We start from the raw sequence: 24,462 nt of genomic DNA, 5'->3' as shown, positions 1-24,462 counted from the left end.
GGAGCGCAGTGTGCCCCTGAGCTGGCCGAATATTCACATGAATCAGAACCGTCCGGGCGGGCATGCGCTGGGTCCGACACCACGGTGGGGGCACCGGGGTAGGCGAGCAGCAACGAGGAGAATCCGATGAGCACGGGCGACAAGATCGGGAACATGGCCGACAAGGCCAAGGGCAAGGCCAAGGAAGCCGCCGGCAAGGTGGCCGGCAATGAGCGCCTGGAGTCCGAGGGCAAGGTCGACCAGGCCAGGGGCGACCTCAAGCAGGCCGGCGAGCACGTCAAGGACGCCTTCAAGGACTGACCACCACCCAGTGGTTCGTCTGTGGGGCCCGCCCGGCCGTCGGGCGGGCCCCACACGCACATAAAGAGCCGCGCACAACTGCGCGGACAGACAAGAGGGGAAGGCGTGGCAGCAAGGATCGTCGATGCGAGTGGGAGGCGACCGCAGAGCGGGTACGCGGGGACGGGCGAGCAGGTGACCGGCCGGGAGCGTGACGCGGTGCCGCCGGATAGGGCGGAGCCCCGCACGGCGGGCCGGGCCGTCGGGGACGCTGAGGCCGCGGCTGCGGTCGGCTGCGAGTCGGCCGGGAGGCGGCGGTGGATCGCGGTCGCCGCCCGATGGCTCGTCCTGGTCGCCGCCCTCCTGGCGTCGGTGGCCTTCGCGGCCGCGCTGGCCCGGATCACCCTGGTACCCGAGCCCGGCGCGGTCGGCCACGTCCACGACAACCTGCGGCCCGGCAACTCGCTGCGCCACTACCTGTGGCACGCCACCGTGCCGGACGCCCTGCGGCAGGTGGGCGGGAACGTCCTGCTCGGCGCGCCGTTCGGACTGCTGCTGCCGGTGCTCTGGCCCAAGGCCCGCGGCCTGTTCCGGATTCTGCTGGCCACCGCGGCGCTGATGCTGCTGGTCGAGGTGGTCCAGGGCGCACTCCTCACCGGCCGGGCCTTCGACGTCGACGACATCATCCTCAACACCGGCGGCGCCGTCCTCGGCTACCTCCTCCTGGGACGCCGACTCGTCCGGGTGGTGCGACGGGGCCGAACACCGCACGCCGCCGCCCGGCAGCAAGCGGAACACCCAGCCGACCCCCACGGGCAACAGGTCCCGCCGGGCACCGCCCCCGACCTGACGCGGGCCAACTGACGCCGTCTGACAAACCGGCCTGTCCCACCTCCCAAAACGGGACGGACCAACAGCTGTTGTCGCAGCCGGTCCAACACGGCACTTGCGGGCCGCTTACCGGCCCGGCTGCGGCCGCCGATCCGGTCCGCGCTTTCCCTGCCGCCACGGAACCGGCCGCCTTGACGCACCGACCGGAAGAGCCCGGCTTTCGTTCAACTCCTCTTGATGGCGATCCAGTTCGCGCTGTACGTGTGGTGGTGCGACGCGGCGGTCGGGTGACGACGGTGCCGTGCCGGGTGGAGGCCACGCCGTGTCGGGCGGCGTTCGTCGTACGGGCAAAGTGCCTGTTCCGTAGGGTGGTTGGCGTCGGCCCGGGCGGGGGTGGTGTCGCCGGGTGTTACTCCGGCTGGGTCACCACCAGGGCCCAGCCGGTCGTGTCGGCGGAGGCGTCGATGCCTACGGAGAAGGACCCCTCGACCAGGCCCGGTGCCATGGTGGCGGAGCCGACTCCGGTGGTGCCCACCGGGCAGTCCACGGTGAAGGCGGCGACCCGGGTCTGCTGGGACTCCATCGTCGCCTGGACGCTGCCGCCGCCTTCGCAGGCCACGGTCAGAACGGTCGGCAGGCTCTTCGACGTCCCGCCCGACACCAGACCGCCGTCCCCGACCTGGCCGTTCACCCACACCACGCCGTCCGGCCCGGGGTACGGCAGCGCGACGCCGTCGCTCGCGCCGGCCGGGCCGGCGCCGAGGCCGGTCACCGTGCACAGCGCCAGTGCCGCTGCGCCGAAAGCCTTCGCACACTTCATGGTTGTCCCCTCCCCAGCTGTTGTGACGTCAGCCATCCTGGTGGGCCCCGGCGGGAGGTACCTGAGCACGCGTACTCAGTCCGGCTCCGGGGTCACGTACCGGTTCGGCCCGGGGTGCAGGGGGACGCGGAAGGCGCCGGCGGTGTTCACACGACAAGCCCCCCGCAGCGGCCCCCCTTGTGGTGGGGGGCACTGCGGGGGCTTGTCGGGGGGGATCAGGCGTGGCTGTGGTGGTGCTTGTTGCCGGTGACCATGCGGTAGACGATCAGCAGGATGACCGAGCCGACGATGGCGGCGACCCAGGTGGAGAGGTCGAAGAAGCCGTCGATGGAGTCGACGCCGAAGATGACCTTGCCGAGCCAGCCGCCGAGCAGGCCGCCCGCGATGCCGATCAGCATCGTGATGATGATGCCGCCCGGGTCCTTGCCCGGCATCAGGGCCTTCGCGATGGCACCGGCGATCAGACCGATCAGTATCCAGGCGATGATGCTCATGTGTTTCCCTACCTCCACGAGAACGGTCGGTGACGGGAGTCGTCTTCGCTTTTCTCGGGTTTCCAAACCCCTCGGATTTTCCGACGTCCGATCAGGTGGGGTGGCACGGCTGCCGGTTCGGGCGGGACGGCCGGGGCGCGGTGGCGGCGGCAGGTGGCCGGCTACGGGGTGCGGGGCACGTGGATGGCGAGGACGGCGGTGTCGTCGTCGACGCCGGTGCCGAAGGTGTCGAGCAGGTCGCGGATCGCGTCGACGGTGGCGGAGGCGGTGGTGGGGGCGAGGGCGCGGGCGAAGTCGAGGAGTGCGTCGTCGCCGTAGCGGTCCTCGCCGCCGGGGGTGGTGGTGCGGGCTTCGGTGAGGCCGTCGGTGTAGAGCAGGAGGGTGTCGCCGGGGGCGAGGTGGATGGCGGTGGTGGCGATGTGGGCCTCGGCGAAGGCGCCGACGAGCTGGCCGCCGGGGGTGGGGAGGTGGTCGGCGGTGCCGTCGGCGCGCAGCAGCAGGGCCGGGGGGTGTCCGCCGCTGGCCAGGGTGATCCGGAAGCCGCCCCGGGGGTCGGGGGTGAGCCGTCCGAAGAGGACGGTGCAGAAGCGGGGGTCGGGGCCGTGGTACTCGTGGTGGAGGACGGTGTTGAGGTTGCGCAGGACGGCGGCCGGGTCCGGGTCGTAGACGGCGGCGGCGCGCAGCGTGTAGCGGGCCAGCGAGGTGACGGCGGCCGCGGCGGCGCCCTTGCCGCACACGTCGCCCAGGAACAGGCCCCAGGCTCCGGCGGCCAGCGGGAACAGGTCGTAGAAGTCGCCGCCGACCTCGTCGACGGAGGCGATGTGGTAGTGCGCGGCGACGTCCAGGCCGGGGACGTTCGCCAGCGCGGGCGGCAGCAGGGTCTTCTGCAGGGTGGTGTTGAGCAGCTTGAGGCGGTCGCGTTCCCGGTCCGCCTCCTGGCGGCGCGCAGCAGTTCGGTCTCGTAGGCGCGGCGGTCGCGGGCGTCGAAGACGGTGGTGCGGATCAGCAGGGGCTGTCCGTCGCCGCCGGTCTTGACCGTCGAGGTGACCATGACGGGCAGCCGGGAGCCGTCGGCGGCCCTGAGTTCCAGGGCGATGCCGCTGACCTCGCCCTGCATCCGCAGCAGCGGGGCGAAGTGGGTCTCGTGGTAGAGGCGGCCGCCGACGGTCAGCAGGTCGGTGAAGGCCATCCGGCCCACCAGGTCGTCGCGGCGGTAGCCGAGCCAGTCCAGCAGGGTGGTGTTGACCTTGGCGATCCGGCCGTCCAGCAGGGTGGAGAGGTAGCCGCACGGGGCGTGTTCGTAGAGGTCCTCGACGCTGTCCTCCAGCAGGGCGGAGAACCGGGCGGCCTCGTCGGCCGGGGTGTCGTCCCGGGCCGGTTTCCCGTCGCCCGCCCGCTCGCCGGGCGCGCGTCTCACCGGGCGGCCCCGGCGAAGGCGGCGATCGCCGCGGCGGTCTCCTGCGGGGCGGCCAGTTGGGGGCAGTGCCCGGTCGCGTTCAGCGTGACCAGCCGGCTGCCCGGCACCTGCGCGTGGACGAACGCGCCCACCTCGGGCGGGGCGATCGCGTCGTGCGAGCACTGGGCGACCAGGGTGGGCACCCGTACCGCGGCGAGGTCGGCGCGGTGGTCGGAGAGGAACGTGACCCGGGCGAAGGACCGCGCGATCTCCGGGTCGGTGCGGCAGAAGCTGTTGGTCAACTCCTCGGCCAGCTCGGGCCGTTCCGGGTTGCCCATGATCACCGGGGCCACCGCGCCGGACCAGCCGAGGTAGTTGGCGTCCAGCGACTCCAGCAGCTCGTCGATGTCGGCGGCGCTGAACCCGCCCCGGTAGCCCGTGGCCGGGTCGTCGACGAAGCGGGGGGACGGGGCGAGCAGCACCAGGCCGCCGAACGACTCCGGCGCGCGGGCGGCGGCCAGGACGCCCATCATCGCGCTGACCGAGTGCCCCACGAAGGTGACCGGCCCCGGTGCCACCTCCCGGCACACCTCCAGCACGTCGTCGGCGTACCCGGCCAGCGTCCCGTAGCGGTCCGGGTCCCAGGCCGACCGCTGCGAGTTCCCCGAGCCCACGTGGTCGAAGAGGACCACGGTGAAGTCCCGCTCCAGCGCCGGCACCACCAGGCGCCACATGTTCTGGTCGCACCCGAAGCCGTGCGCCAGCACCACCACGGGCGCGCCGGTGGGGCCGGTCACCGTCACGTGGTTCCTGCTCCGCACGTCCATGCGGGCCATCCTCGCAGACCGCCCCGGGGGGCCGGGGCCGAGGCGGTGCCGGCGCCCCTCGGGAGGGCTCCGGAAAAAACCCGCGGGGAAATATCCCCCCGCGGCGGACCCGGGCCTGTTACAGTCGTCTTAGTTGCAGTAATGGTTCCCATGAAATCTGTGTGCGCCTGCTGATGTTCCGCAGGCGCATTTTTGTTTCCCGGCTCTTCGCCGGGTGGGTGCTCATCTCGGCGACTCGGGGCCCGCGAGGTGCGGGTTCCGGACAGCCCAAGAAGGAGATTTATTTATGACTAATGGCACCGTGAAGTGGTTCAACGCGGAAAAGGGCTTCGGCTTCATCGAGCAGGAGGGCGGCGGTCCTGACGTGTTCGCCCACTACTCGAACATCAACGCCAACGGCTTCCGCGAGCTGCTCGAGGGCCAGAAGGTCGAGTTCGACGTCACGCAGGGCCAGAAGGGCCCGCAGGCCGAGAACATCCGTCCGCTGTAGTTCCTGCTCCGGCACCCGCCCAGCAGCGAGGGGCCCGCACCGCGTACATGCCCGGTGCGGGCCCCTCGGCATTGCGCCATCGGCGCGTTCCCGGCCCGTTCGGGCCTCCCCCAGGCTCCGCCACCGGCGGCCATCCCCGCGCGAGACGCACGGCGTCGCGCCCGGATCGGCGCCCCGCCGTGACGTCCCGCTGTGACGTCTCACGGTTCGCGGTTGCGCGCTCCCGCCCCCTTGCGGTGAGCGCCGACCGCGGGTGACGTGCCGCACGGTTCTGCCGTCCACGTTCCACCCGTCACACTTCCGGCCCGTTCCCTTGCGGTCTCCGCCGGCGCCCCGCGCCACGGAGCCTTCCTCGTGACGCGCCGACCCGAGGAAGGTTTTCCGCATGAATCGCTCCAGTCGCTCCCCGTACGCCCAGCAGAACGCCGGCTCCCGCTCCGGCTCCTCGCACGGCGGCCGGCAGGCCGGCTCCGGTCGGCGCCCCGCCGGCCGCGGTGGCCGTCAAAGTGCTTCGCCGCAGGGCGAGTTCGCGATGCCGGTGAGCACCACCCCGGCGCTGCCGCCCGTCGAGTCCTTCGACCAGCTGGACCTACCGAAGGCCCTGCTGTCGGTGCTGACCCGCCAGGGCGTCACGGCGCCGTTCCCGATCCAGGGCGCGACGCTGCCGAACGCGCTGGCCGGCCGTGACGTGCTGGGCCGGGGCCGGACCGGCTCCGGCAAGACGCTGGCCTTCGGCCTGGCCGTGCTGGCCCGCACCGCCGGGCGGCAGGCCGAGCCGCGCAGCCCGCTGGCCCTGGTCCTGGTCCCGACCCGCGAGCTGGCCCAGCAGGTCACCGAGGCGCTCACCCCGTACGCCCACGCGGTGCGGCTGCGGCTGGCCACCGTGGTCGGCGGGATGTCGATCGGCCGCCAGGCACAGGCGCTGAACCGCGGCGCGGAGATCGTGGTGGCCACGCCCGGCCGGCTCGCCGACCTGATCCGGCGCGGCGACTGCCGGCTGGACGCGGTCGAGGCCACCGTGCTGGACGAGGCCGACCAGATGGCCGACATGGGCTTCCTGCCCCAGGTCACCTGGCTGCTCGACCAGGTCGCCGAGGGCGGCCAGACCCTGCTGTTCTCCGCCACCCTGGACCGCAACGTCGACCGCCTGGTGCGGCAGTTCCTCAAGGACCCGGTCACCCACGCGGTGGACCCCTCGGCGGGGGCGGTCAGCACCATGGAGCACCACGTGCTGCACGTCCGGAACGCCGACAAGGACGCCACGATCGCGCACATCGCCGCCCGCGACGGCGGCGTGATCATGTTCATCGACACCCGGCACGGCGCCGACCGCCTGGTGCGCAGCCTGTTGGCGAGCGGCGTCAAGGCCGCGGCGCTGCACGGCGGCAAGTCCCAGCCGCAGCGCACCCGGACCCTGGAGCAGTTCCGGTCCGGGCAGGTCACGGCGTTGATCGCGACCGACGTCGCCGCCCGCGGCATCCACGTCGACGGCCTCGACCTGGTGGTCAACCTGGACCCGCCCGCCGACCACAAGGACTACCTGCACCGCGGCGGGCGCACCGCCCGGGCCGGCGAGTCCGGCACCGTCGTCACCCTGGTCCTGCCCAACCAGCGCCGCGAGATGGCCCGGATGATGACCACCGCGGCCATCACCCCCGTCACCACCGAGGTCAGCGCCGGCGACGAGGAGCTCAGCCGGATCACCGGCGCCCGCGTCCCCACCGGCATCCCCACCGTGATCGCCGCTCCCGTGGTCGAACGGCCCCGCCGCGGCCCCGCCGCCGGCCGCAGCCGCCGGGCCCGGCGCAACCGGCGGGCCGGCGAGACCCGCACGGCCGTGGGCGGCGGCACCCGGGGTTCCGCCGACCGCCGGCCGGCCCGGCAGGTCGACCTCGCCGCGTAGCACCCGCCGGGCCCGGTCCGCGCCGCGAGCCGGGCCCACGGCGGACCCCGCCGGCCGTCCCACCGCCAGTGCCCCGACCACCGCCGCCCCGGCGGCGGAGACCAGAAGGAGCCACGCCATGACCATCGCCCTCGAACGCCCCACGACCGCCACCACGGTCGGCGATCTCATGAACCACCCGGAACTGCAGATCAGCGACGACGTCATGGTCGACACCGCGATGGACATCCTGCACAGCTCCGGCGCCGACCACCTCCTGGTCCGCGACGAGGAGGGCCGCTGCGCCGGGCTGCTGACCCGCCTGCACCTCGCGCCGTTCCAGGCCCGCTCCTGGTACACCGAGCGCACCCCGGTGCGCGACGTCGTCCACGACCGCGCGCCGTTCGCCACCGCCGACATGGCCGCCGACACCGCGGCCGCCGCGATGCGCTCCCGGGGCCTGGACGCCTGGCCGGTGGTGGACCACGACGGTCACGCCGTCGGGCTGCTCAGCCTCTGACGGTCGGGGTGGGGCGCACCGGCGCTCGCAGGGGTGCGGTGACGCGCGGCCAGGGGGCGGTGACGCGCGGTCAGGGGGCGGTGAGGAGGCGGCGGACGGCGCGGCGGGCGCGGGCGGGGGCCTGCGGGTCGTGCCAGAGCTGGACGCCCTGGTCGGCGGCCAGGGCGACGCCGCGCAGTTCGAAGAGCAGTTGTGCCGGGTCGGTGCCGAGGGGCAGTTCGCCGGCGGCGAGCGCCGCGTCGAGTTCGCCGAGGACGAAGGCGTCCCAGCGCGCGAGCGCCGCGCGGACCCGGTCGCGGACCGGGCCGGGGCGGGCGTCGAACTCGGCGGCGACGGCGGTGAGCAGGCAGCCCGCGTGCCCGTCGGCCGCCATGGAGGCGAACCAGGCGTCGTGGGCCCGGACCAACCGCCCGGTGCCGGGGTCCGCGCCGGCCAGCGGGGCGAGGACCGCCTCCTGGAAGCGGGCCACCGCCTCGTCCACGGCGGCCAGGTGGAGTTCCTCCTTGGTGCCGAACGGGCCGATCACGCCGGCCTTGCTCATGCCCAGGTCGTCGGCGAGCACCCGATGGTGACGCCCTCCAGGCCGGTGGCGACGGCCAGGGCGAGGGTGCGGTCGAGGATGCGGGCGCGGGTGGCGACGGCTTCGGCGGCGGACTTGCGAGGACTCATGGCACGAGCATAACCTGACGACCGTTCGTTATTAGCGATCGGTCGTTCGCCATTTCCGGGGCGGGCGGCCGCCGCCCCTGGAGGGGACATGCGAATCCACCACCTCAACTGCGGTTCACTGCGCGGCGTCGAGCACGAGGGCGAACAGCTCCCGGCGGTCTGCCACTGCCTGCTCCTGGAGACCGACCGGGACGGCCTGGTCCTGGTCGACACCGGACTCGGCACCGCCGACGTCGCCGACCCCGACCGGACCCTGGGCCCCGACTTCCGCGGGCGCGCCCGGCCCGTGCTCGACCTCGCGGAGACGGCGCTGCACCAGGTCCGGGCGCTCGGCCACGATCCGCGCGACGTCCGGCACGTCCTGCTCACCCACCTCGACCTCGACCACGCCGGCGGGCTGCCGGACTTCCCCGCCGCCGAGGTCCACCTGCTGGAGGCGGAGCGGCGCGCCGCGCTCGGCTCCCCCGGGCCGCACCCCGAGGACCGGATTCGCTACCGCCCCGCCCACTGGGCGCACCGGCCCGCCTGGACGGTGCACCGGCAGGCCGACGGGGAGCCCTGGTTCGGCTTCGACACCGTCCGCCCGCTGCCGCGGCTCGCCGCGGACCTGGCGATCGTCCCGCTCGGCGGGCACAGCGCCGGACACGCCGGGGTCGCGGTCCGCGACCCCGGCGCCGACCGCTGGCTGCTGCACTGCGGCGACGCCTACTACTTCCACCGGGAGATCGACCCGGACCGGCCCGAGGGCCACCCCGGCATGGACGTGCTGCAGCAGCTCACCGAGGTCGACCGGCCGCTGCGGCTGGGCAACCACGCCCGGCTGCGCGAGCTGGTCCGCCGGCACGGCGGAGAGGTGGTGCCCTTCAGCGCCCACGATCCGTGGGAGTACGCCCGGCTGGCGGGCGGGTCGACGGTGGGCGGGTAGCCGGAGGGGCAGTCGGCGGGCGGCCGGTCGGCGGGGGCGTGGTGCTCAGCCTCCGGCCGGGGAGGGGTCGGCGGCGGGCGGCTCCGCGGTGCGCCCGGACCCGGCGGGCGCACCGGACACACCGGACGCCCCGGGGGTGCGGGTCGAACAGGCGGCGGCGCGGTGCAGTTCCGCCGTGAACTGGGCGCCGGCCAGCAGGGCGAGGTTGGAGAGCCAGAGCCAGACCAGGAACACCACCGTCCCCGCCAGCGAGCCGTACAGGCGGCTGTAGGTGCCCAGGGTGGCGGTGTACAGCGCGAAGCCCGCCGAGAAGGCCAGCCAGAGCGCCGCCGCCAGCGCGCCGCCCGGCAGGCTGCCCCACCGGCGCCACGCCGGTTCCGGGCCGGTCCGGAAGACGATCAGCACCAGCGCCGCCGCCACCACCAGCAGTGCGGGCCAGCGCACCACCGACCACACCAGCGGGGCCGTCCCGCCCAGGTGCAGCACCCGGCCCGCGCCCCTGGCGACCGGACCGCTCAGGATCAGCGCCAGCGCACTCACCGCCAGCAGCACCAGCAGCACCGCCGCGGTCAGCACGATTCGCGGGGCCCGGCGCCACGGGGAGCGCCGGTCACTGGTGCCGTGCATCCGGTGCAGCGCCCGCCGGAACACCGCCAGGTAGCTGCAGCACGACCAGAGCGCGCTGCCCGCGCCCGCCGCCATCAGCGTCCAGCCGGCCGATCCCCCGCCCAGCGCCTGGGTCAGCACCCCGCCCAGCTCGGGCCCGGCCTGGCCGGGCACCAGCCCCGCCAACCGCACCGCCGCGTCCCGGGCCGCCGCCGGGCTGATCAGCGCGAAGCCCACCACCGTGGCCAGCAGCGCCGGGAGCACCGCCAGGACCGCGTAGTACGTCAGCGCCGCCGCGAAGTCGGTGATGTCGTCGTTCCACATCGTCAGCGGCGTGCGCCGCAGCGCCCGCCACCAGCGTCTCCTGCCGCCCGACGACCCCGCCACCACGAACCCCCGCCCACCGAAAGGACCTGAACGCGCCCGACCGGCCGCCCGCACCGGATTCCCGCCCTGCCCGGCGCGAAACCGGCCGACGCGAAACCGAGCGGCACGAAACCGAGCGGTGCGAAGCCGAGCGGTGCGGAACCGGCCGGCGGTGCCCCGCGCTCGGGCGGGGGGGCACCGCCGGGGGTGGGCTGCCGTCAGGCGGCCGGGCTCCGGTGGGCGCGGCGCAGGACGCGCAGGCTGTGGCCTTCGAGGGGGACGGTCGTGCCCGCCTTGAAGTCGGTCTCGTCGGCGTCGGTGAGCGCCGGGTCGGCGGTGTCCACCAGGGTGGTCCAGCTCTCGCCGAAGGCGGCGGGCGGCAGTTGGAAGGCGACCTCGCCCGACCAGCCGTTGACCAGGAGCAGCAGGGAGTCCGCGCCCTCGGTGTCGCCGCCGGTGCGGACGCCCCCGTCGGTGCGGACGCCGTCACCGGTGCGGATGCCGTCGCCGGACAGGTAGAGGGCGAGGGCGTGGGTGTCGCCGCGTTCCCAGTCGCCGTCGTTCATGAGCTCGCCGTCGGTGCGCAGCCAGACGGCCTCGGCCTGCTCCGGGGGGCCGTCCTGGCCGTCCGGGCCGCGCAGGAAGCGGCGGCGGCGCAGGACGGGCTGCTCGTGCCGCAGGGCGACGACGCGGCGGGTGAAGTCGAGCAGTTCGCGCCGCTGCGGGTCGAGGTCCCAGTCCATCCAGGAGAGTTCGCTGTCCTGGCAGTAGGCGTTGTTGTTGCCCTGCTGGGTGCGGCCGATCTCGTCGCCGTGGGCGATCATCGGGACGCCCTGGGAGAGCATCAGGGTGGTGAGGAGGTTGCGCTGCTGGCGGGCGCGCAGCCGGTTGACCGCCGGGTCGTCGCTGGGGCCCTCGGCGCCGCAGTTGAACGAGCGGTTGTCGCTCTCGCCGTCCCGGTTGTCCTCGCCGTTGGCCTCGTTGTGCTTGTCGTGGTAGGAGACCAGGTCGCGCAGCGTGAAACCGTCGTGCGCGACGGCGAAGTTGATGCCGGCGCGCGGGCGGCGGCGGTCGTGCTGGTAGAGGTCGGAGGAGCCGAGCAGCCGTTCGGCGAACTCGCCGGCCGTGCCGTCGTCGCCGCGCCAGAAGCCGCGGACGGTGTCGCGGTAGCGGCCGTTCCACTCGCTCCACAGGGTGGGGAAGTTGCCGACCTGGTAGCCGCCGTCGCCGATGTCCCAGGGTTCGGCGATCAGTTTGACCCGGCTGACCACCGGGTCCTGCTGGACCAGGTCGAAGAACGAGGAGAGCCGGTCGACCTCGTGGAACTGCCGGGCGAGGGTGGCCGCCAGGTCGAAGCGGAAGCCGTCGACGTGCATCTCGGTGACCCAGTAGCGCAGCGAGTCCATGATGAGCTGGAGCACGTTGGGGTGCCGCATCAGCAGCGAGTTGCCGGTGCCGGTGGTGTCGAAGTAGTGGGCGGGGTCGTCGTCCACCAGCCGGTAGTAGGAGGCGTTGTCGATGCCCCGGAAGGAGAGGGTGGGGCCGTTCTCGTTGCCCTCGGCGGTGTGGTTGTAGACCACGTCGAGGATCACCTCGATGCCGGCCGCGTGCAGGGCCTTGACCATGGACTTGAACTCGCGGACCTGTCCGCCCCGGCTGCCCGCCGCGGCGTAGGCGTTGTGCGGGGCGAAGAAGCCGATCGTGTTGTAGCCCCAGTAGTTGGACAGGCCGCGGTCGGTGAGGAAGCCGTCCTGGGTGAACTGGTGGACGGGCATCAGTTCGATCGCGGTGACGCCGAGGGCGGTGAGGTGCTCGATCACGGCGGGGTGCGCGAGTCCGGCGTAGGTGCCGCGGAGTTCCTCGGGGACGTCGGGGTGCCGCTGGGTCATGCCCTTGACGTGCGCCTCGTAGACGACCGTCTCGTGGTAGGCGTGGCCGGGCGGGCGGTCGCCCTCCCAGTCGAACGCGGAGTCGGTGACCACGCCGAGCGGGACGTGGCCGAGGCTGTCGCGGTCGTCGGGGCGGCCCGGGTCGTCGGGGTGGTGGCCGCAGAGGGCGGGGTCGGCGTCGATCTGCCCGTCGATCGCCCTGGCGTACGGGTCCAGGAGCAGTTTCGCCGGGTTGCAGCGGTGCCCGGCCGCCGGGTCCCACGGGCCGTGCACCCGGTAGCCGTAGCGGGTGCCCGGGCCCGCGCCGGGCACGTAGCCGTGCCACACGTCGCCGTCGACTTCCTTCAGCGGCAGGCGGCGTTCGCTCCCGTCGTCGTCGATCAGGCAGAGTTCGACGCGTTCGGCGCAGGCGGAGAACAGGGCGAAGTTGGTGCCCTCGCCGTCGAACGACGCCCCCAGGGGGTACGGGCGTCCAGGTGTGATGTCCATCCCGTCACTCCAGCACACGGGGCGGGCCGGAGGGCGGAAAAACGCGGTTCACCCGCGCGCCGGGCCGGTGCGGGGGGCGGCCGGGCCGCACTGCCGGTCCGGGCCGGGGCCGCGCGGTGTCCGCGCGGTGTCCGCGCGGTCAGGCGGGTCGGAGGAAGACCTCGTCGGTGTAGCACCAGGCCCAGTCCTCGCCGGGCTGGAGGGACCGGGCCAGGTGGTGGCCGTCGGCGGCGTGCGCGTGGCGGTGGGCGTGCTGCCCGGGCGAGCTGTCGCAGCAGCCGACGTGCCCGCAGCTCAGGCAGGCCCGCAGGTGCACCCAGGTGCCGCCGGAGCGCAGGCACTCCTCGCAGCCGGGGACGGTGTTCGCGGGGACCTGCTGGAGCCCGTCCAGGTGGTCGCAGACCGGTTGGACCACCCGGCCCCGGTCCACCGCCACCCGCCATTCGTTGCGCTCGTTCACCTCACCCACGGTACGCGCCCCCGCTCCTCCCGGACCGGGCACCTCGGCGGTGCGGGGATCGCCCCGGCCGGGGTGTGCGGGCGTGCCCAGCTGCCGTCGGTGCTCAGCTGCCGTCGGTGCCGAGGCCCGCGACCGCGAGCCGGAAGGCGCGGTCCGCCCGGGTCGCCGGGTCGGTGTAGTCCTCGGTGGCCAGGGCGATCCCGATGACCAGGACAAGCAGGTCGTCGATGGTGGTGTCCGCCCGGACGGTCCGGTCCTCGACGGCCCTGCGCAGCAGCAGGTCGCCGGCCGCGGCGAGGGCGGGCGCGCAGGAGCTGTCGGCGGCCTCGTCCCGGAGCGGCTCGTAGGAGAGGACGTCCGCCAGGCCGCGGGCGGCGAGCGAGTAGGCGAGCAGTTCGCGCAGCCACTCCAGCAGGGCGGCGCGGCTGTCGGGTTCGGCGCGGAGCGCGTGGGCGCGCTCGCACAGGTCGTGGACGCGCTGCTGGAAGACGGCTTCGAGCAGGGCCTTGCGGGTGGGGAAGTGGCGTCGCACGGTGGCCGAGCCGACGCCCGCGACGCGGGCGATCTGCTCCAGGGACGCCTGGGCGCCCCGGGCCGCCACCTCGGCCTCGGCCACGGCCAGGATGTGCGTGCGGTTGCGGCGGGCGTCCGAGCGCTGGCCGGTCATGGTCTCCCCAACGTTGATTAGTGGCGGGCCCCGCCGTATCGTAGCGAACGCAAAACGGCGGGCCCCGCCGTTTTTGCCGTGCGCGACCGTCGAGGAGATGGACCCATGACCACTGCCGAACCGCCGGTTCTCGTCACCGGTGCCACCGGCCGCCAAGGCGGCGCCACCGCCCGCGCCCTGCTCGACCGGGGGATACCGGTGCGCGCCCTGGTGCGCGACCCGAGCACGCCGCGCGCCCGGGCCGTCGAGGCACTCGGCGCCGTCCTGTGCGTGGGCGACCTCACCGAACCCGCGACCCTGGAGGCGGCCGTGGACGGCGTGCGGGCCGTCTTCTCCGTGCAGATGCCTGCGTACACCGGGCCGGGGTTCGACTTCGCCGGCGAGGTCCGCCAGGCGGACAACCTCATGACGGTTGCGCGGGCCGCCGGGGTGCGGCAGTTCGTCCAGTCCTCCACCAGCGGCGTGGGGCAGCACGTCGAGGCCCCGGGCTGGGCCGAGGGGCGGTGGGCACTGCTGGAGGTCCCGCTCGGCACGAAGGCCGCGATCCAGGAGCGGCTGCGCGAACTCGACTTCCCTTACTGGACGTTGCTCAAGCCGTCGTTCTTCATGGAGAACTTCGAGCCGGCCCTGCGGTTCTACTTCCCGCGCGGTCTGGAGGGGGGCCTGGTCACCGTCGTCAAACCGGGCACGCACCTGTCGCTCGTCGCCGCCGCGGACGTGGGCCGGGCCGCGGCGGCGGCCGTCGCCGACCCCGCCGCGTTCCACCGGGTGGAACTGGAACTCGCCAGCGACTACCTGACCATGACCGAGGTCGCCGAGGTCCTCTCCCGCGCCTGGGGCGTCCCGCTGACGGCCCCGGACATGACCGAGGAGCAGGCCCGCGCCGCCGGGATGGGCGACATGGGTGCCACGCACGAGTTCATGGAGGTCGTCGGCCAGCCGGCCCGGCCGGAGTTCGCCCGGGCGCTGGGCCTCGACCTGACCGGCTTCGAGGAGTGGGCGCGCGCACACCTGCCGGCCGCCACCGCCTGAGCCAGGAAGCCCGGCGACGACGGGTCGCCGCGCGGCCCGGGCGGGGAGCCCCGTCCGGGCCGGGCCGGTCAGACCACCTGCACGCCCTTCCAGAAGGCGAGGCGGCCGCGGATCTGCTCGGCCGCGGGGAACGGGTCGGGGTAGTACCAGGCCGCGTCCTGGTTCTTCCGGCCGTCGACCACGACGCTGTAGTACGAAGCCTCGCCCTTCCAGGGGCAGGTGGTGTGCGTGTCGGACTCCTCCAGGTACGCCCGCTCGACGCTTTCGAGCGGGAAGTAGTGGTTGCCCTCGACGAGGACCGTGTCGTCGCTGCGGGCGAGGACGGTGCCGTTCCAGATCGCTTCCATACCGGCCATCTTGCGCAGCCGGGCCGGCCGTGTCCGGCCGACACGCCGGTGCCCCGCCGACGGGCGGCGGTGAACTCCGGTGACGGTCAGGGACGTTCGAGCGCGGGCCTCCCGCATCCACCGGACCGGACGGGCCCCGGCCCCGGACGGCCCCGCAGCCGTGCGGACGCGGGGGCCGTCCGGCCGGGGGGGCTGCGGGGCCGGACGGACGCGGCGCTGCGGGGCCGTACGGCGCGGGGCCGCAGGGCGCTCCCCTACCGCTGCTGTTCCAGGTACCGGGCCAGGCAGTCGGTGACCAGGCGGTGGTCCTCGACCTGCGGCAGGCCGGAGACAGTGACCGTGCCCACCATGCCCGTACCGCGCACCAGCAGGGGGAAGGAGCCGCCGTGCGCGGCGTAGTGCGCCGGGTCGAGGTCGAAGGTGCGGCCCGCGGCCCGGTGGCGTTCGCCCACCAGGTAGGAGGCTTCGCCGAAGCGGCGCACCACGGCCGCCTTGCGGCGGGCCCAGTGGTCGTTGTCGGCGCTGGTGCCGGGCAGCGCGGCGTGGAAGACCTGCTGTTCGCCGTGGCGGATGTCGACCGTCACCGCGAGGTCGCGGGCCCGGGCTTCGGCGACGATCAGTGAGCCCAGCCGCCAGAGGTCGTCCAGGTCGGCCGAGGGGAGCTGCAACTCCCGGTGCTGACGCTCCAGTTCGGCGATGTCGAGGGTCACAGCGCCACCGCCGCTCCGGTGCGGGCGGAGCGCTGGGCGGCCTCCAGCACGCGCAGCGCCTCGACGGCGTCGCCGGCCTCGACCGGGACGGGGCCCCGACCGTGCAGCGCCCGGGTCAGGTCGGCGTAGTAGTCCTGGTAGCTGCCGGGCAGGGTCGCCACCGGTTCGGTCTCCTCCCCGGCCCGCAGCGCGCCCCAGCGTTCGCGCGGGTAGGCGCCCCAGTCCGGGTCCGCGGGGGTGCGGCCCCGGCGCAGCGCGTCCTCCTGGCCGTCCAGGCCGTGGGTGACGTACGCGCCCCGGGAGCCCAGCACCCGGAAGCGGGGGCCGAGGTCGCCCGCGGTGGCGCTCATCCACAGGTGGGAGCGGGTGCCGTCGGCGTGGGTGAGGGCGACGAAGCTGTCGTCGTCGGTCTGCGCGCCGTCGCGGCGGGCGTCCAGTTCGGCGTAGACGCGTTCGGCCGGGCCGAACAGGACCAGGGCCTGGTCGACCAGGTGCGCGCCCAGGTCGTAGAGCACGCCGCCGGCCTCGGCCGGGTCGCCCAGTTCCCGCCAGGCGCCGCTGAGTTCGGGGCGCCAGCGCTCGAAGCGCGACTCGAACCGGTTGACCCGGCCGAGCCGTCCCGAGGCGACCAGCTGCCGGACGGTGCGGAAGTCGCCGTCCCAGCGCCGGTTCTGGAACACGCTGAGCAGCAGGCCCCGGTCCCGGGCCAGGTCGGCCAGCCGCTCGCCGTCGGCGGCGGTGGCGGCGAGCGGTTTGTCGACCACGACCGGGAGTCCGGCCTCCAGGGCGGCGGTGGCCAGCGGGACGTGGGTGCGGTTGGGGGAGGCGACCACGACCAGGTCCAGTCCGAGGCCGGGCGCGGCGGCCCGGAGGGCGTCGGCGTCCGCGAACAGCTCGGCCTGCGGGTGCTCGCGGGAGACCCGCGCGCGGCGTTCCGGGTCGGAGGTCACCACGGCCGCGAGGCGCAGGCCCGGCGTGGTGCTGATCAGGGGCGCGTGGAAGACCGCACCGGCGATGCCGTAGCCGATGAGTCCCACGTTCAGGGTCGGGAGGTCCATGCCCCAAGTTAAACAACAGCGTGGACTAACCGGCAAGCTCGCATAATCGACGGGTGACCACCGACCCGGCCCACCACGGCGCCCTCAACCTCGCCCTGCTCCGCGACCGCAACGACACCGCCGTCCTGCGCGCCGTCCGCGCCGCCGCCGACCGCGGCACCAGCCGGGTCGAACTGGCCACCCGCACCGGGCTCACCGCCCAGGCCATCAGCAAGATCACCGCCCGGCTGCTCGCCGACGGCCTGCTCACCGAGGCGGGCCACGAGCGCGTCGCCGGGCAGAGCGGCAAGCCGCGCACCCTGCTGCGCCTCGTCCCGGGCTCCCGCTCGGCCCTCGGCGCCGAGATCGGCCGCCGCGAACTGCGCCTGCTCCGGGTCGACCTCACCGGCGCCGTCACCGCCCGGGCGGAGGAGCCGATCGACCCGGACGGCGGCCCCGGCCCTGTCCTCGACCGGCTCGCCGCCATGGTCCGCGCGCTCACCGCGGCCTCCGGGACCGGCGACGTGCTCGGCCTCGGCCTGGCCTGCCCCGGCCCGCTGGACACCCGCGACGGCGTCCTGCACCAGGTCACCGGCATGCCGAGCTGGCACGGCCTGCACCTGCGCGAGGCGGTGCGGACCCGCACCGGGCTGCCGGTGGTCGTCGAGAAGAACACCACCGCCGGCGTCCTGAGCCGTCCGGGACCGGACGACCGCGCCTTCGTCCACCTCGGCGACGGCGTCGGGGCCGGCCTGGTCCTCGGCGGCCGGGTCCAGCGCGGCGCGCGCACCAACGCCGGCGAGTTCGGCCACCAGTGCATCGACCCGGCCGGGCCGCCGTGCGCCTGCGGCGCCCGCGGGTGCCTGGAGGCCGTCTGCCTCACCGCCCTGCGGGCCGGCCGCACCGGGGAGGCCGCGGCCGCCCTCGCGATCGGCGTCGCCAACCTGGTCCGCCTGCTCGACGTCGAGGAGGTCACCCTCGGCGGCGACGCCCTCCTCGCGGACCCGGAGCCGTACGAGGGCGCGATCCGCGCCGCGCTCGCCGCCCGGCTGCCCGATCCGCGCTGGCAGCACGTCGCCCTCGCCCGCGCCACCGACCTGGCGGTCCCCCAGGGCGCCGCGGGCCTCGCGCTGGCGCGGCTCTTCGGCTGAACCCGCGCGGGCGGGCACAGGCGGCGATGGGCTCGGCCGAAGGCGGGCTCAGGCGACGGGCTCGGGCGGCGGTGGGCTCAGGCGACGGTGGGCACCGCGCGGGTCGGGCAGTAGTCGGGGTTCGGCGCGCTGAACCAGGCGTCGCCGCTGAACGCGTTGTACCGGCAGGTCAGCGGGGCGGCCGGGCCGCCGCCGTAGTTGCACACCAGCCAGCCCTGGCCGTAGGTCCACCCGTAGAGGCCGTGCGCGCCGTCCGTGAGGAACGGCGGGCACATGTACGGCGTGGGCGGCGTGGTGGCCGCGGCCTCGGTGGCGGTCAGGCCCATGAACCCGGTGAGGCCGACGGTGGCCAGGGCGACGGCCGCGAGGGCGGCGGCGGAACGGGCGCGCGACAAAGGGGTCTCCTCGTGCTGGGGGTCGCCGACGGAACGCCCGCCCGCGACCGATGTGCAACTTCCGGCGAGTGGACCGTAGCAAGCTATCCGTTTCGCGCAAATACCCGACGCATGAGAGAAATTGACGGACTTTCAAGTCCGGCCCGGTCGCGGGGGTGAGGGCGAGGAGGCCGGGGGCGGCGGGCTCAGCCGGACGGGCGGCGGGCCGCCAGCAGCTCCGGGTGCGGGGAGGCGACGAACTCCAGGCCCGCCTGCGCGGCTTCCGCCGCCAGGGCCGCGGGCTCGGCCGGCCACATCGGGAACTCCTCCCGGGCGTGGCGCACCGCCCGGCCCGCCCGTTCGACCCGGTAGTCGAAGACCATCCGCAGCAGCCCCCGGTCGGGCAGCCGGGTGATGTCCGCCCGGTAGCTGTCGGTGCCCAGCCGGACCGGGCCGAGGCCGGTCAGGGTCTCGGCGCCGTCGGGGAGTTCGGTGGGCGGCGGGTCGAACAGCAGGACTCCCCCGGGTACCAGGGCCCGGGCCGCCGTCCGCCACAGGGCGCGCCGGGCGGCCGGTTCGACGCAGCCGACCACGTTGGCGGCCACCGCCAGGTCGGCGGCCTCGACCAGCCCGGCGTCCTCGGCCCGGCCCGGGTGGACGGTCAGCCGGGCCCGCCGGTCCGCGCCCAGCGCCGCCGTGCGGGACATCAGCACCGTCCGCATCGCCGGGGCGGGCTCGACGGCGTGCACCGGGACGCCCGAGGACTCCAGCAGCACCTCGGTGACGAGCCCGGTCCCGGCGCCGAATTCGACGATCCCGTGCCGGGCCCGGCCGGCCGCGGCGGCGAACCACCGCCGGGCCCGCCGCCGGTCGCCCTCCGCCTGGAGCAGGTCGTAGAACTCGGCGCTGACGGCGTAGTCGCTCTCCTCGGGGGCGCTCATGCCGACCACCCTGCCGCACCGGCCCCGCCCCGGACCGGTCGACCGGCCGGGCGGGCCGGTCGACCGGCCTGGCGGGCCGGTCGACCGGCCTGGCGGGCCGGTCGACCGGCCTGGCGGGCCGGTCGACCGGCCTGGCGGGCCTGGCGGGTGTCACTCGCCATGGCTGCGCAGCGTCTCCTTGACCTTGGCGATCGCGAAGCCCCAGCCCTGCTCGACGGTCGGCTTCGCCGGGACGGCGATCTCCTGGGGGTTGGTGAGCACGTCCAGCAGCACCGGCCCGGGCGTCTCGAAGGCCCGCCGGACGCCGTCCGCCAGCTCGTCCGGGCCGGTGACCCGGATGCCGGTCAGGCCGAGCGCGGTCGCCACCGCCGCGAAGTCCGGGTTGTCCAGCTCGGTGCCGAACTCGGGCAGTCCGGACTGCTCCTGTTCGAGCTTGACCATGCCGAGCCGGCGGTTGTCGAACACCACCAGTTTCACCGGCAGCCGGTGGGTCTTGATCGTCATCAGATCGCCGAGCAGCATGCTCAGTCCGCCGTCCCCGCAGAACGCCACCACCTGGCGGTCCGGGTAGTGCAGTTGGGCACCCAGCGCCTGCGGCATGGCGTTGGCCATCGAGCCCAGGTTGTAGGAGCCCAGCAGCCGCCGTCCGCCGCGCATCGTGACGAAGCGCGACAGCCAGACGGTGGCCATGCCGGTGTCGGAGGTGAAGACCGCGTCGTCGGCGGCCGCCGCGTCCACCGCCGCCGCCAGCGCCTCCGGTCGGACGTCGCCGTCGCGGTTGTCGAAGGCGCTGCGCAGCCGGCCCAGCAGGCGGTGGTCGTGCCGGGTGTCGGCGAGCTTGCGCTGGCCCTGCTGCCAGTCGGCGAACGCCCCGAGCGCCTCGTCCAGGTGGGTGCGGTCCTCGACGGCGTCCAGCAGCGGGAGCAGCGCGCGCAGGGTGGCCGCGGTGTCGCCCGCCAGGCCGACGTCCACCGGGGTGCGCCGGCCGAGGTGGCGTTCGTCCAGGTCGATCTGGACGGCCTTGCGGCCCTGCGGGTACCAGTCGCGGTAGGGGAAGTCGGTGCCGAGCAGGACCAGCGTGTCGCAGGAGTCCAGGGCGTGGGCGGCGGCCGGGTTGCCGATCAGGCCGGTCTGGCCGACCTGGTACGGGTTGGCGTCCTCGAAGCCCTCCTTGGCCTTGAGGGTGAGCACCATCGGCGCGGCCAGCCGCTCGGCCAGCTCGCGGACCTCCGGTCCGGCCTCCCGGGCGCCGCGACCGACCAGCAGGGTCACCCGCTCCCCCGCGTTGATCAGTTCAGCGGCCCGCCGGACGCCCTCGTCGTCGGGGCGGGTGACCGGGCGGGTGTGCGGGAAGCGGGCCGGGCGGTCGTCGGTCAGCTCCTGCTCGCCCAGGTCGCCGGGCACGGTCAGCACGGCGACGCCGCGTTCGGCGAGCGCGGCGCGGACCGCCGCCTCCAGCAGCCGGGGCAGCTGGTCGGGCGAGAAGACGGTGGCCCGGAACACCGCGACGTCCCGGAACAGCAGGTCGTTGTCGACCTCCTGGAAGTAGTCGCCGCCGATCTCCGCGGACGGCACCTGCCCGGCGATCGCCAGCACCGGGGTGCGGCTCTTGGCCGCGTCGTACAGGCCGTTCAGCAGGTGCACCGAGCCGGGGCCGACGGTGCCCATGCACACGCCCAGCCCCCGGAGAGCTGCGACTGGGCGCCGGCCGCGAAGGCCGCCGCCTCCTCGTGCCGGCAGCCCACCCACTCGATGCCCTCGGTGGTGCGGATGGCGTCGGTCAGCGGGTTGAGGGCGTCGCCGACCACGCCGAAGACGTGCCGCACCTCCAGGTCCCGGAGGGCGTCGACGATCACGCGGGCCACGGTACGTGCCACGGGGAGCTCCTTGTCGCAGGTGGGCGGTTCAGACGGTGGGCGGTTCGGACGGCGAAGCGGTTCAGACGGTGAAGCGGTCGGGGTCGGCCTCGCGCCAGTCGCGGGCCCAGGACTGCGGCGGGTCGTCCAGCAGGCGGCCCGGGGCCATCGGCGGGTGCAGGTCGGCATAGGAGCGGACGGTCTGCTGGTCCAGGCGGCGGCGCAGCATCCGCGGGTGCAGGTCGGCCGGGTCGTCCACGCCCATCGAGGCCATGATCTGGAGGGCGCTCTTGACGGTCGCCTCCTGGTAGCGGGCGACCCGCTGGGACTTGTCGCCCACGTGCAGGGCCCGGGCCCGGCGCGGGTCCTGGGTGGTGACGCCGACCGGGCAGGTGTTGGTGTGGCAGCGCTGGGCCTGGATGCAGCCGATCGCGAACATCATGGCCCGGGCCGCGTTGGTGTAGTCGGCGCCCTGGATCAGCCGCTTGACCAGGTCGCTGCCGGTGGCGACCTTGCCGCTGGCGCCGATCCGGATGCGGTCCCGCAGGCCGGTGCCCAGCAGCGCGTCGCGCACCGTGAGCAGGCCCTCGGTGAGCGGCATCCCGACGTGGTCGGCGAACTCCAGCGGGGCCGCGCCGGTGCCGCCCTCGGCGCCGTCGACCACGATGAAGTCCGGGGTGACGCCCTCCGCCAGCATCGCCTTGCACACCGCCAGGAACTGCTGCCGCGAGCCGACGCACAGCTTGAAGCCGACCGGTTTGCCGTCCGCCAGCTCCCGCATCCGGGCCAGGAACAGCACCAGTTCGCGCGGGGTGGAGAAGACCCGGTGGTACGGCGGCGAGATGACCGTCTTGCCCTCCGGCACGCCGCGCACCTTGGCGATCTCGGCGTTGACCTTCGCGCCGGGCAGCACCCCGCCGATGCCGGGCTTGGCGCCCTGGCCGAGCTTCAGCGACAGGCACTTGACCTGCGGGTGGGCGGCCTTCTCGGCGAACTGGGCCGGGTCGAAGCCGCCGTCCTCGGTGCGGCAGCCGAAGTAGCCGGTGCCGAGCTCCCAGACCAGGTCGCCGCCCGGCCGCAGGTGGTACTCGGACAGGCCGCCCTCGCCGGTGTCGTGCGCGAAGCCGCCCTGTGCCGCGCCGGTGTTCAGCGCCAGCACGGCGTTGGCGGAGAGCGAGCCGAAGCTCATCGCGGAGACGTTCAGCAGCGCCATGTCGTAGGGCCGGGTGCAGTCCGGGCCGCCGATCCGCACCCGGGGCGCCTCCTTCGGCACCGCGACCGGGGCCAGCGACGGGACGAGGAACTCCCGGCCGGGCTCGTACAGGTCCAGCTCGGTGCCGAACGGCTCCTCGGCGTCGGTGCCCTTGGCCCGCTCGTAGACGATGCTCCGGGTGTCCCGGTCGAAGGGGCGGCCGTCCACGTTGCGCTCGACGAAGTACTGCTGCACCTCGGGCCGGACGTCCTCCAGCGCGAACCGCAGGTGCCCCAGCACCGGGTAGTTGCGCAGCACCGAGTGCCGGGTCTGCACCACGTCCGCGACCGCCACCGCCGCCAGTAGCAGCAGCGGCACCGCCAGGAACCACCACCACGGCGACACCACCGACGCCACCACCACGGCCGCCGCCGCTCCGCACCCCAGCAAGGCCACCCACAGGAATCTCAGCACGGTGGGCGTCTAACCGGATCGCCCGGCCCAGTCATCCGGCGAGGCATCCCGCGGCCGAACGGGGGACGCCGGAGGGGGGCGCGGGACGGGACGGGGTGGGGGCGGGGTGTCACCACCGGCTGCCAGGATCTGCGCGTCGACGTTCTGCCGGTGGTCTGGGAAGGGTTCCGCGATGTCCGAGCCGTACTCCGCGATGGCGCGGTTGCACCTGGGGCCGGTCGCGCTGCGGCGGTACCTGGCCGGGGCGGCCGGGCCGTGGGCGGGGTGGGGGGAGCTGGCGGGGTGGGACGACCGGGGCGGGGAGGGGGGCGGGTTGCCGTGGGGGCTGCATCCGGAGCCCGATCACGCCGCGGTGGAGCGGTGGTTGGCGGAGGGCGGGGACCATCGGGCGCACTGGGGGGCGTTCCTGCGGACGGCGGAGGAGCCGGGGCTCGCGCGGGTGGGGTACGACGCGGCCTCGGAGACGTTGACGGTGGTGAACCTGACGGTGCACCGGGAGGAGTTCCGCGATCCGCTGTGGTTCCTGGCGCTGGTGGGCGGGGCGGCCGGGCAGGTCGGGGAGCGGGGCGGGTTCGCGGTGGTGCGGGACTACCTCTGGCCGGGGCCGGGGAACCGCTGCACGCTCGGGGTGGTGGCGGTGGGCGGGGGCGGGGTGCGGGCCCTGCACCCGGTGCGGGACGCGGAGGAGTACGGCTCGGCGGTGCGGGCGGCGGACGCGGAGTTCGACGGGACGGGCGGAGTGGACGGGGACGACGATCCGGAGGAGTGGGGCGGCCCGGACCCGGTGGAGTGCCTGGACGCGCTGTGAGCGGCCGCCGGTGCCGCGCTGGAGGAGGTGCCGCACGGAAGGAGGTGCCGCACGGAAGGGGAGGGAGGGCCGGGCGGTGGCAAAGGACGGGCAAAGTACGATCGTCGGGCTCGTGATCCCGATTCTGTGAGGAGTGCCCCCGGATGGTGTTCAAGCGGCTTCTCGGTGCCCTGGGTGTCGGCGGACCCACCGTCGACACGGTGCTGTCCACCCCGGTGGTCCGGCCCGGCGGCACGGTGCACGGGCAGGTGAACCTGGTCGGCGGGGAGCGGGAGGCCGAGATCAACGGGATCGCGCTCTGCCTGGCGGCCCGGGTGGAGGTCGAGTACGAGGACCGCGAGGGCCACACCACCGAGGAGTTCGGCCGGGTGCGGGTGTCCGGGCCGCTGCGGTTGGCGGCCGGGGAGCGGCGGGCGGTGCCGTTCGCCTTTCCCGTGCCGTGGGAGACGCCGCTGACGGCGGTCGGGGGCACCACCTGGCGGGCATGGTGCTCGGGGTCCGGACCGACGTGGACATCGCGGGCCAGCTGGACCGCGGGGACACCGATCCGCTGGAGGTGCGTCCGCTGCCGGTGCAGGAGCGGGTGCTGGAGGCGCTGGCGGCGCTCGGCTTCCACTTCCACCGGGCCGATCTGGAGGCGGGGCGAATCCGCGGCACGGGGCAGACGCTGCCGTTCTACCAGGAGATCGAGTACAAGGCGGCGGCGCAGTTCGCCCGGCGGTGCAGCGAGGTCGAGCTGTCCTTCGTCACCGGTCCGGACCGGGTCGAGGTGGTGCTGGAGTTCGACAAGCGCGGCGTGTTCCACGGCGGCGACTCGGTGCGCACCTTCGTGCTGGACCACGGGGCCGGGCAGCACGACCTGACCGGCACGGTGGACGGTTGGGTCCGCGGCGTGCTGGGTCACTGACCCGCGCGGCCCGAACCCGAACC

Annotated in this window: 25 protein-coding genes and 3 pseudogenes; 11 read left to right on the top strand and 17 right to left on the bottom strand. The window is 74.6% G+C overall.

Annotated features, from left to right (window positions below):
- The first annotated feature begins 126 nt into the window (after positions 1 to 126).
- Positions 127 to 300, top strand: a complete 174-nt coding sequence (locus QMQ26_RS35960) for a CsbD family protein (RefSeq protein ID WP_100838697.1) — start codon at positions 127 to 129, stop codon at positions 298 to 300.
- A gap of 105 nt (positions 301 to 405) precedes the next feature.
- Positions 406 to 1,143 carry a VanZ family protein gene (locus tag QMQ26_RS35955; protein ID WP_282204242.1) on the top strand — a complete coding sequence of 246 codons (738 nt, stop codon included), beginning with the start codon at positions 406 to 408 and terminating at the stop codon, positions 1,141 to 1,143.
- A 376-nt stretch (positions 1,144 to 1,519) separates the two neighbouring features.
- Here QMQ26_RS35955 and QMQ26_RS35950 read toward each other — a convergent pair whose 3' ends face one another.
- The 4 genes and pseudogenes from QMQ26_RS35950 to QMQ26_RS35935 form a co-directional block, all read right to left on the bottom strand.
- Positions 1,520 to 1,930 carry a hypothetical protein gene (locus QMQ26_RS35950; protein WP_282204241.1) on the bottom strand — a complete coding sequence of 137 codons (411 nt, stop codon included), beginning with the start codon at positions 1,928 to 1,930 and terminating at the stop codon, positions 1,520 to 1,522.
- A gap of 215 nt (positions 1,931 to 2,145) precedes the next feature.
- Positions 2,146 to 2,424: a GlsB/YeaQ/YmgE family stress response membrane protein gene (locus QMQ26_RS35945; RefSeq protein ID WP_100838699.1), complete on the bottom strand. Its 279-nt coding sequence runs from the start codon at positions 2,422 to 2,424 to the stop codon at positions 2,146 to 2,148.
- A gap of 161 nt (positions 2,425 to 2,585) precedes the next feature.
- Positions 2,586 to 3,841: pseudogene (locus QMQ26_RS35940) on the bottom strand (PP2C family protein-serine/threonine phosphatase).
- The gene (locus QMQ26_RS35935; RefSeq protein WP_282204240.1) at positions 3,838 to 4,647 is read right to left on the bottom strand and encodes an alpha/beta fold hydrolase; all 810 of its coding nucleotides are present in this window, start codon (positions 4,645 to 4,647) and stop codon (positions 3,838 to 3,840) included. The pseudogene QMQ26_RS35940 and the gene QMQ26_RS35935 overlap by 4 nt, the downstream one beginning before the upstream one ends.
- Before the next feature lie 286 nt (positions 4,648 to 4,933).
- On the opposite strand from QMQ26_RS35935, the gene QMQ26_RS35930 reads away from it, so the two are divergent.
- The 3 genes from QMQ26_RS35930 to QMQ26_RS35920 all read left to right on the top strand — a co-directional run bounded on the left by QMQ26_RS35930 (position 4,934) and on the right by QMQ26_RS35920 (position 7,539).
- Complete coding sequence (locus QMQ26_RS35930; RefSeq protein ID WP_033253417.1) at positions 4,934 to 5,137, top strand: cold-shock protein; 204 nt, start codon at positions 4,934 to 4,936, stop codon at positions 5,135 to 5,137.
- A 385-nt stretch (positions 5,138 to 5,522) separates the two neighbouring features.
- Entirely contained in the window at positions 5,523 to 7,040 is a 1,518-nt protein-coding gene (locus QMQ26_RS35925; RefSeq protein WP_282204239.1) for a DEAD/DEAH box helicase, read from the top strand.
- Positions 7,041 to 7,158: 118 nt separating this feature from the next.
- Entirely contained in the window at positions 7,159 to 7,539 is a 381-nt protein-coding gene (locus QMQ26_RS35920) for a CBS domain-containing protein (protein WP_282204238.1), read from the top strand.
- Between the two features lie 70 nt (positions 7,540 to 7,609).
- On the opposite strand, the gene QMQ26_RS35915 is transcribed toward QMQ26_RS35920, so the two are convergent.
- Together QMQ26_RS35915 and QMQ26_RS37660 are read right to left on the bottom strand one after the other, a co-directional pair.
- Entirely contained in the window at positions 7,610 to 8,080 is a 471-nt protein-coding gene (locus tag QMQ26_RS35915; RefSeq protein WP_318552152.1) for a TetR/AcrR family transcriptional regulator, read from the bottom strand.
- Positions 8,077 to 8,208, bottom strand: a complete 132-nt coding sequence (locus tag QMQ26_RS37660) for a hypothetical protein (protein ID WP_318552151.1) — start codon at positions 8,206 to 8,208, stop codon at positions 8,077 to 8,079. Before QMQ26_RS37660 ends, QMQ26_RS35915 begins: the two co-directional genes overlap by 4 nt.
- 88 nt (positions 8,209 to 8,296) lie before the next feature.
- On the opposite strand from QMQ26_RS37660, the gene QMQ26_RS35910 reads away from it, so the two are divergent.
- On the top strand, positions 8,297 to 9,133 hold the full coding sequence (locus tag QMQ26_RS35910; RefSeq protein WP_282204237.1) for an MBL fold metallo-hydrolase: 837 nt from the start codon (positions 8,297 to 8,299) through the stop codon (positions 9,131 to 9,133).
- Between the two features lie 45 nt (positions 9,134 to 9,178).
- Here QMQ26_RS35910 and QMQ26_RS35905 read toward each other — a convergent pair whose 3' ends face one another.
- From QMQ26_RS35905 to QMQ26_RS35890, 4 genes are all read right to left on the bottom strand, one after another.
- The gene (locus QMQ26_RS35905) at positions 9,179 to 10,126 is read right to left on the bottom strand and encodes a YihY/virulence factor BrkB family protein (protein WP_282204236.1); all 948 of its coding nucleotides are present in this window, start codon (positions 10,124 to 10,126) and stop codon (positions 9,179 to 9,181) included.
- A 197-nt stretch (positions 10,127 to 10,323) separates the two neighbouring features.
- Positions 10,324 to 12,483, bottom strand: coding sequence for a glycogen debranching protein GlgX (gene glgX, locus QMQ26_RS35900; protein ID WP_282204235.1), 2,160 nt, complete (start codon positions 12,481 to 12,483; stop codon positions 10,324 to 10,326).
- A gap of 139 nt (positions 12,484 to 12,622) precedes the next feature.
- Positions 12,623 to 12,874: a UBP-type zinc finger domain-containing protein gene (locus QMQ26_RS35895; protein ID WP_282206688.1), complete on the bottom strand. Its 252-nt coding sequence runs from the start codon at positions 12,872 to 12,874 to the stop codon at positions 12,623 to 12,625.
- Between the two features lie 172 nt (positions 12,875 to 13,046).
- Entirely contained in the window at positions 13,047 to 13,610 is a 564-nt protein-coding gene (locus QMQ26_RS35890) for a TetR/AcrR family transcriptional regulator (protein WP_282204234.1), read from the bottom strand.
- A gap of 105 nt (positions 13,611 to 13,715) precedes the next feature.
- Between QMQ26_RS35890 and QMQ26_RS35885 the strand changes: the two genes are divergently transcribed.
- Positions 13,716 to 14,642 carry an NmrA family NAD(P)-binding protein gene (locus tag QMQ26_RS35885; RefSeq protein WP_282204233.1) on the top strand — a complete coding sequence of 309 codons (927 nt, stop codon included), beginning with the start codon at positions 13,716 to 13,718 and terminating at the stop codon, positions 14,640 to 14,642.
- 68 nt (positions 14,643 to 14,710) lie between these two features.
- On the opposite strand, the gene QMQ26_RS35880 is transcribed toward QMQ26_RS35885, so the two are convergent.
- The 3 genes from QMQ26_RS35880 to QMQ26_RS35870 all read right to left on the bottom strand — a co-directional run bounded on the left by QMQ26_RS35880 (position 14,711) and on the right by QMQ26_RS35870 (position 16,757).
- The gene (locus QMQ26_RS35880; protein ID WP_100838709.1) at positions 14,711 to 14,989 is read right to left on the bottom strand and encodes a DUF427 domain-containing protein; all 279 of its coding nucleotides are present in this window, start codon (positions 14,987 to 14,989) and stop codon (positions 14,711 to 14,713) included.
- Between the two features lie 254 nt (positions 14,990 to 15,243).
- The gene (locus tag QMQ26_RS35875) at positions 15,244 to 15,699 is read right to left on the bottom strand and encodes a heme-degrading domain-containing protein (protein WP_282204232.1); all 456 of its coding nucleotides are present in this window, start codon (positions 15,697 to 15,699) and stop codon (positions 15,244 to 15,246) included.
- Positions 15,696 to 16,757, bottom strand: a complete 1,062-nt coding sequence (locus tag QMQ26_RS35870) for a Gfo/Idh/MocA family oxidoreductase (protein ID WP_282204231.1) — start codon at positions 16,755 to 16,757, stop codon at positions 15,696 to 15,698. Before QMQ26_RS35870 ends, QMQ26_RS35875 begins: the two co-directional genes overlap by 4 nt.
- Before the next feature lie 53 nt (positions 16,758 to 16,810).
- On the opposite strand from QMQ26_RS35870, the gene QMQ26_RS35865 reads away from it, so the two are divergent.
- The gene (locus tag QMQ26_RS35865; protein ID WP_282204230.1) at positions 16,811 to 17,887 is read left to right on the top strand and encodes an ROK family protein; all 1,077 of its coding nucleotides are present in this window, start codon (positions 16,811 to 16,813) and stop codon (positions 17,885 to 17,887) included.
- Positions 17,888 to 17,964: 77 nt separating this feature from the next.
- Here the strand turns inward: QMQ26_RS35865 and QMQ26_RS35860 are convergent, their stop codons facing one another.
- The 4 genes and pseudogenes from QMQ26_RS35860 to QMQ26_RS35845 all read right to left on the bottom strand — a co-directional run bounded on the left by QMQ26_RS35860 (position 17,965) and on the right by QMQ26_RS35845 (position 22,721).
- The gene (locus tag QMQ26_RS35860; RefSeq protein ID WP_282204229.1) at positions 17,965 to 18,282 is read right to left on the bottom strand and encodes a hypothetical protein; all 318 of its coding nucleotides are present in this window, start codon (positions 18,280 to 18,282) and stop codon (positions 17,965 to 17,967) included.
- A gap of 185 nt (positions 18,283 to 18,467) precedes the next feature.
- On the bottom strand, positions 18,468 to 19,202 hold the full coding sequence (locus QMQ26_RS35855) for a class I SAM-dependent methyltransferase (RefSeq protein WP_282204228.1): 735 nt from the start codon (positions 19,200 to 19,202) through the stop codon (positions 18,468 to 18,470).
- 150 nt (positions 19,203 to 19,352) lie between these two features.
- Positions 19,353 to 21,079: pseudogene (locus tag QMQ26_RS35850) on the bottom strand (thiamine pyrophosphate-dependent enzyme).
- A 61-nt stretch (positions 21,080 to 21,140) separates the two neighbouring features.
- Positions 21,141 to 22,721, bottom strand: coding sequence for an FMN-binding glutamate synthase family protein (locus QMQ26_RS35845; protein ID WP_282206687.1), 1,581 nt, complete (start codon positions 22,719 to 22,721; stop codon positions 21,141 to 21,143).
- 175 nt (positions 22,722 to 22,896) lie between these two features.
- Between QMQ26_RS35845 and QMQ26_RS35840 the strand changes: the two genes are divergently transcribed.
- The 3 genes and pseudogenes from QMQ26_RS35840 (at position 22,897) to QMQ26_RS35830 (ending at position 24,439) form a co-directional block, all read left to right on the top strand.
- Positions 22,897 to 23,532 carry a hypothetical protein gene (locus QMQ26_RS35840; RefSeq protein ID WP_159073210.1) on the top strand — a complete coding sequence of 212 codons (636 nt, stop codon included), beginning with the start codon at positions 22,897 to 22,899 and terminating at the stop codon, positions 23,530 to 23,532.
- A gap of 143 nt (positions 23,533 to 23,675) precedes the next feature.
- Positions 23,676 to 23,939: pseudogene (locus QMQ26_RS35835) on the top strand (sporulation protein); the annotation flags it as partial.
- Between the two features lie 32 nt (positions 23,940 to 23,971).
- Positions 23,972 to 24,439 (top strand): sporulation protein, encoded by a 468-nt coding sequence (locus QMQ26_RS35830; protein ID WP_282204227.1) that lies wholly within the window; start codon positions 23,972 to 23,974, stop codon positions 24,437 to 24,439.
- Positions 24,440 to 24,462: the final 23 nt, after the last annotated feature.

The sequence above is a fragment of the Kitasatospora fiedleri genome, assembly GCF_948472415.1.
Taxonomy (GTDB): domain Bacteria; phylum Actinomycetota; class Actinomycetes; order Streptomycetales; family Streptomycetaceae; genus Kitasatospora; species Kitasatospora fiedleri.
This window is presented reverse-complemented; position numbering and strand designations above follow the sequence as displayed.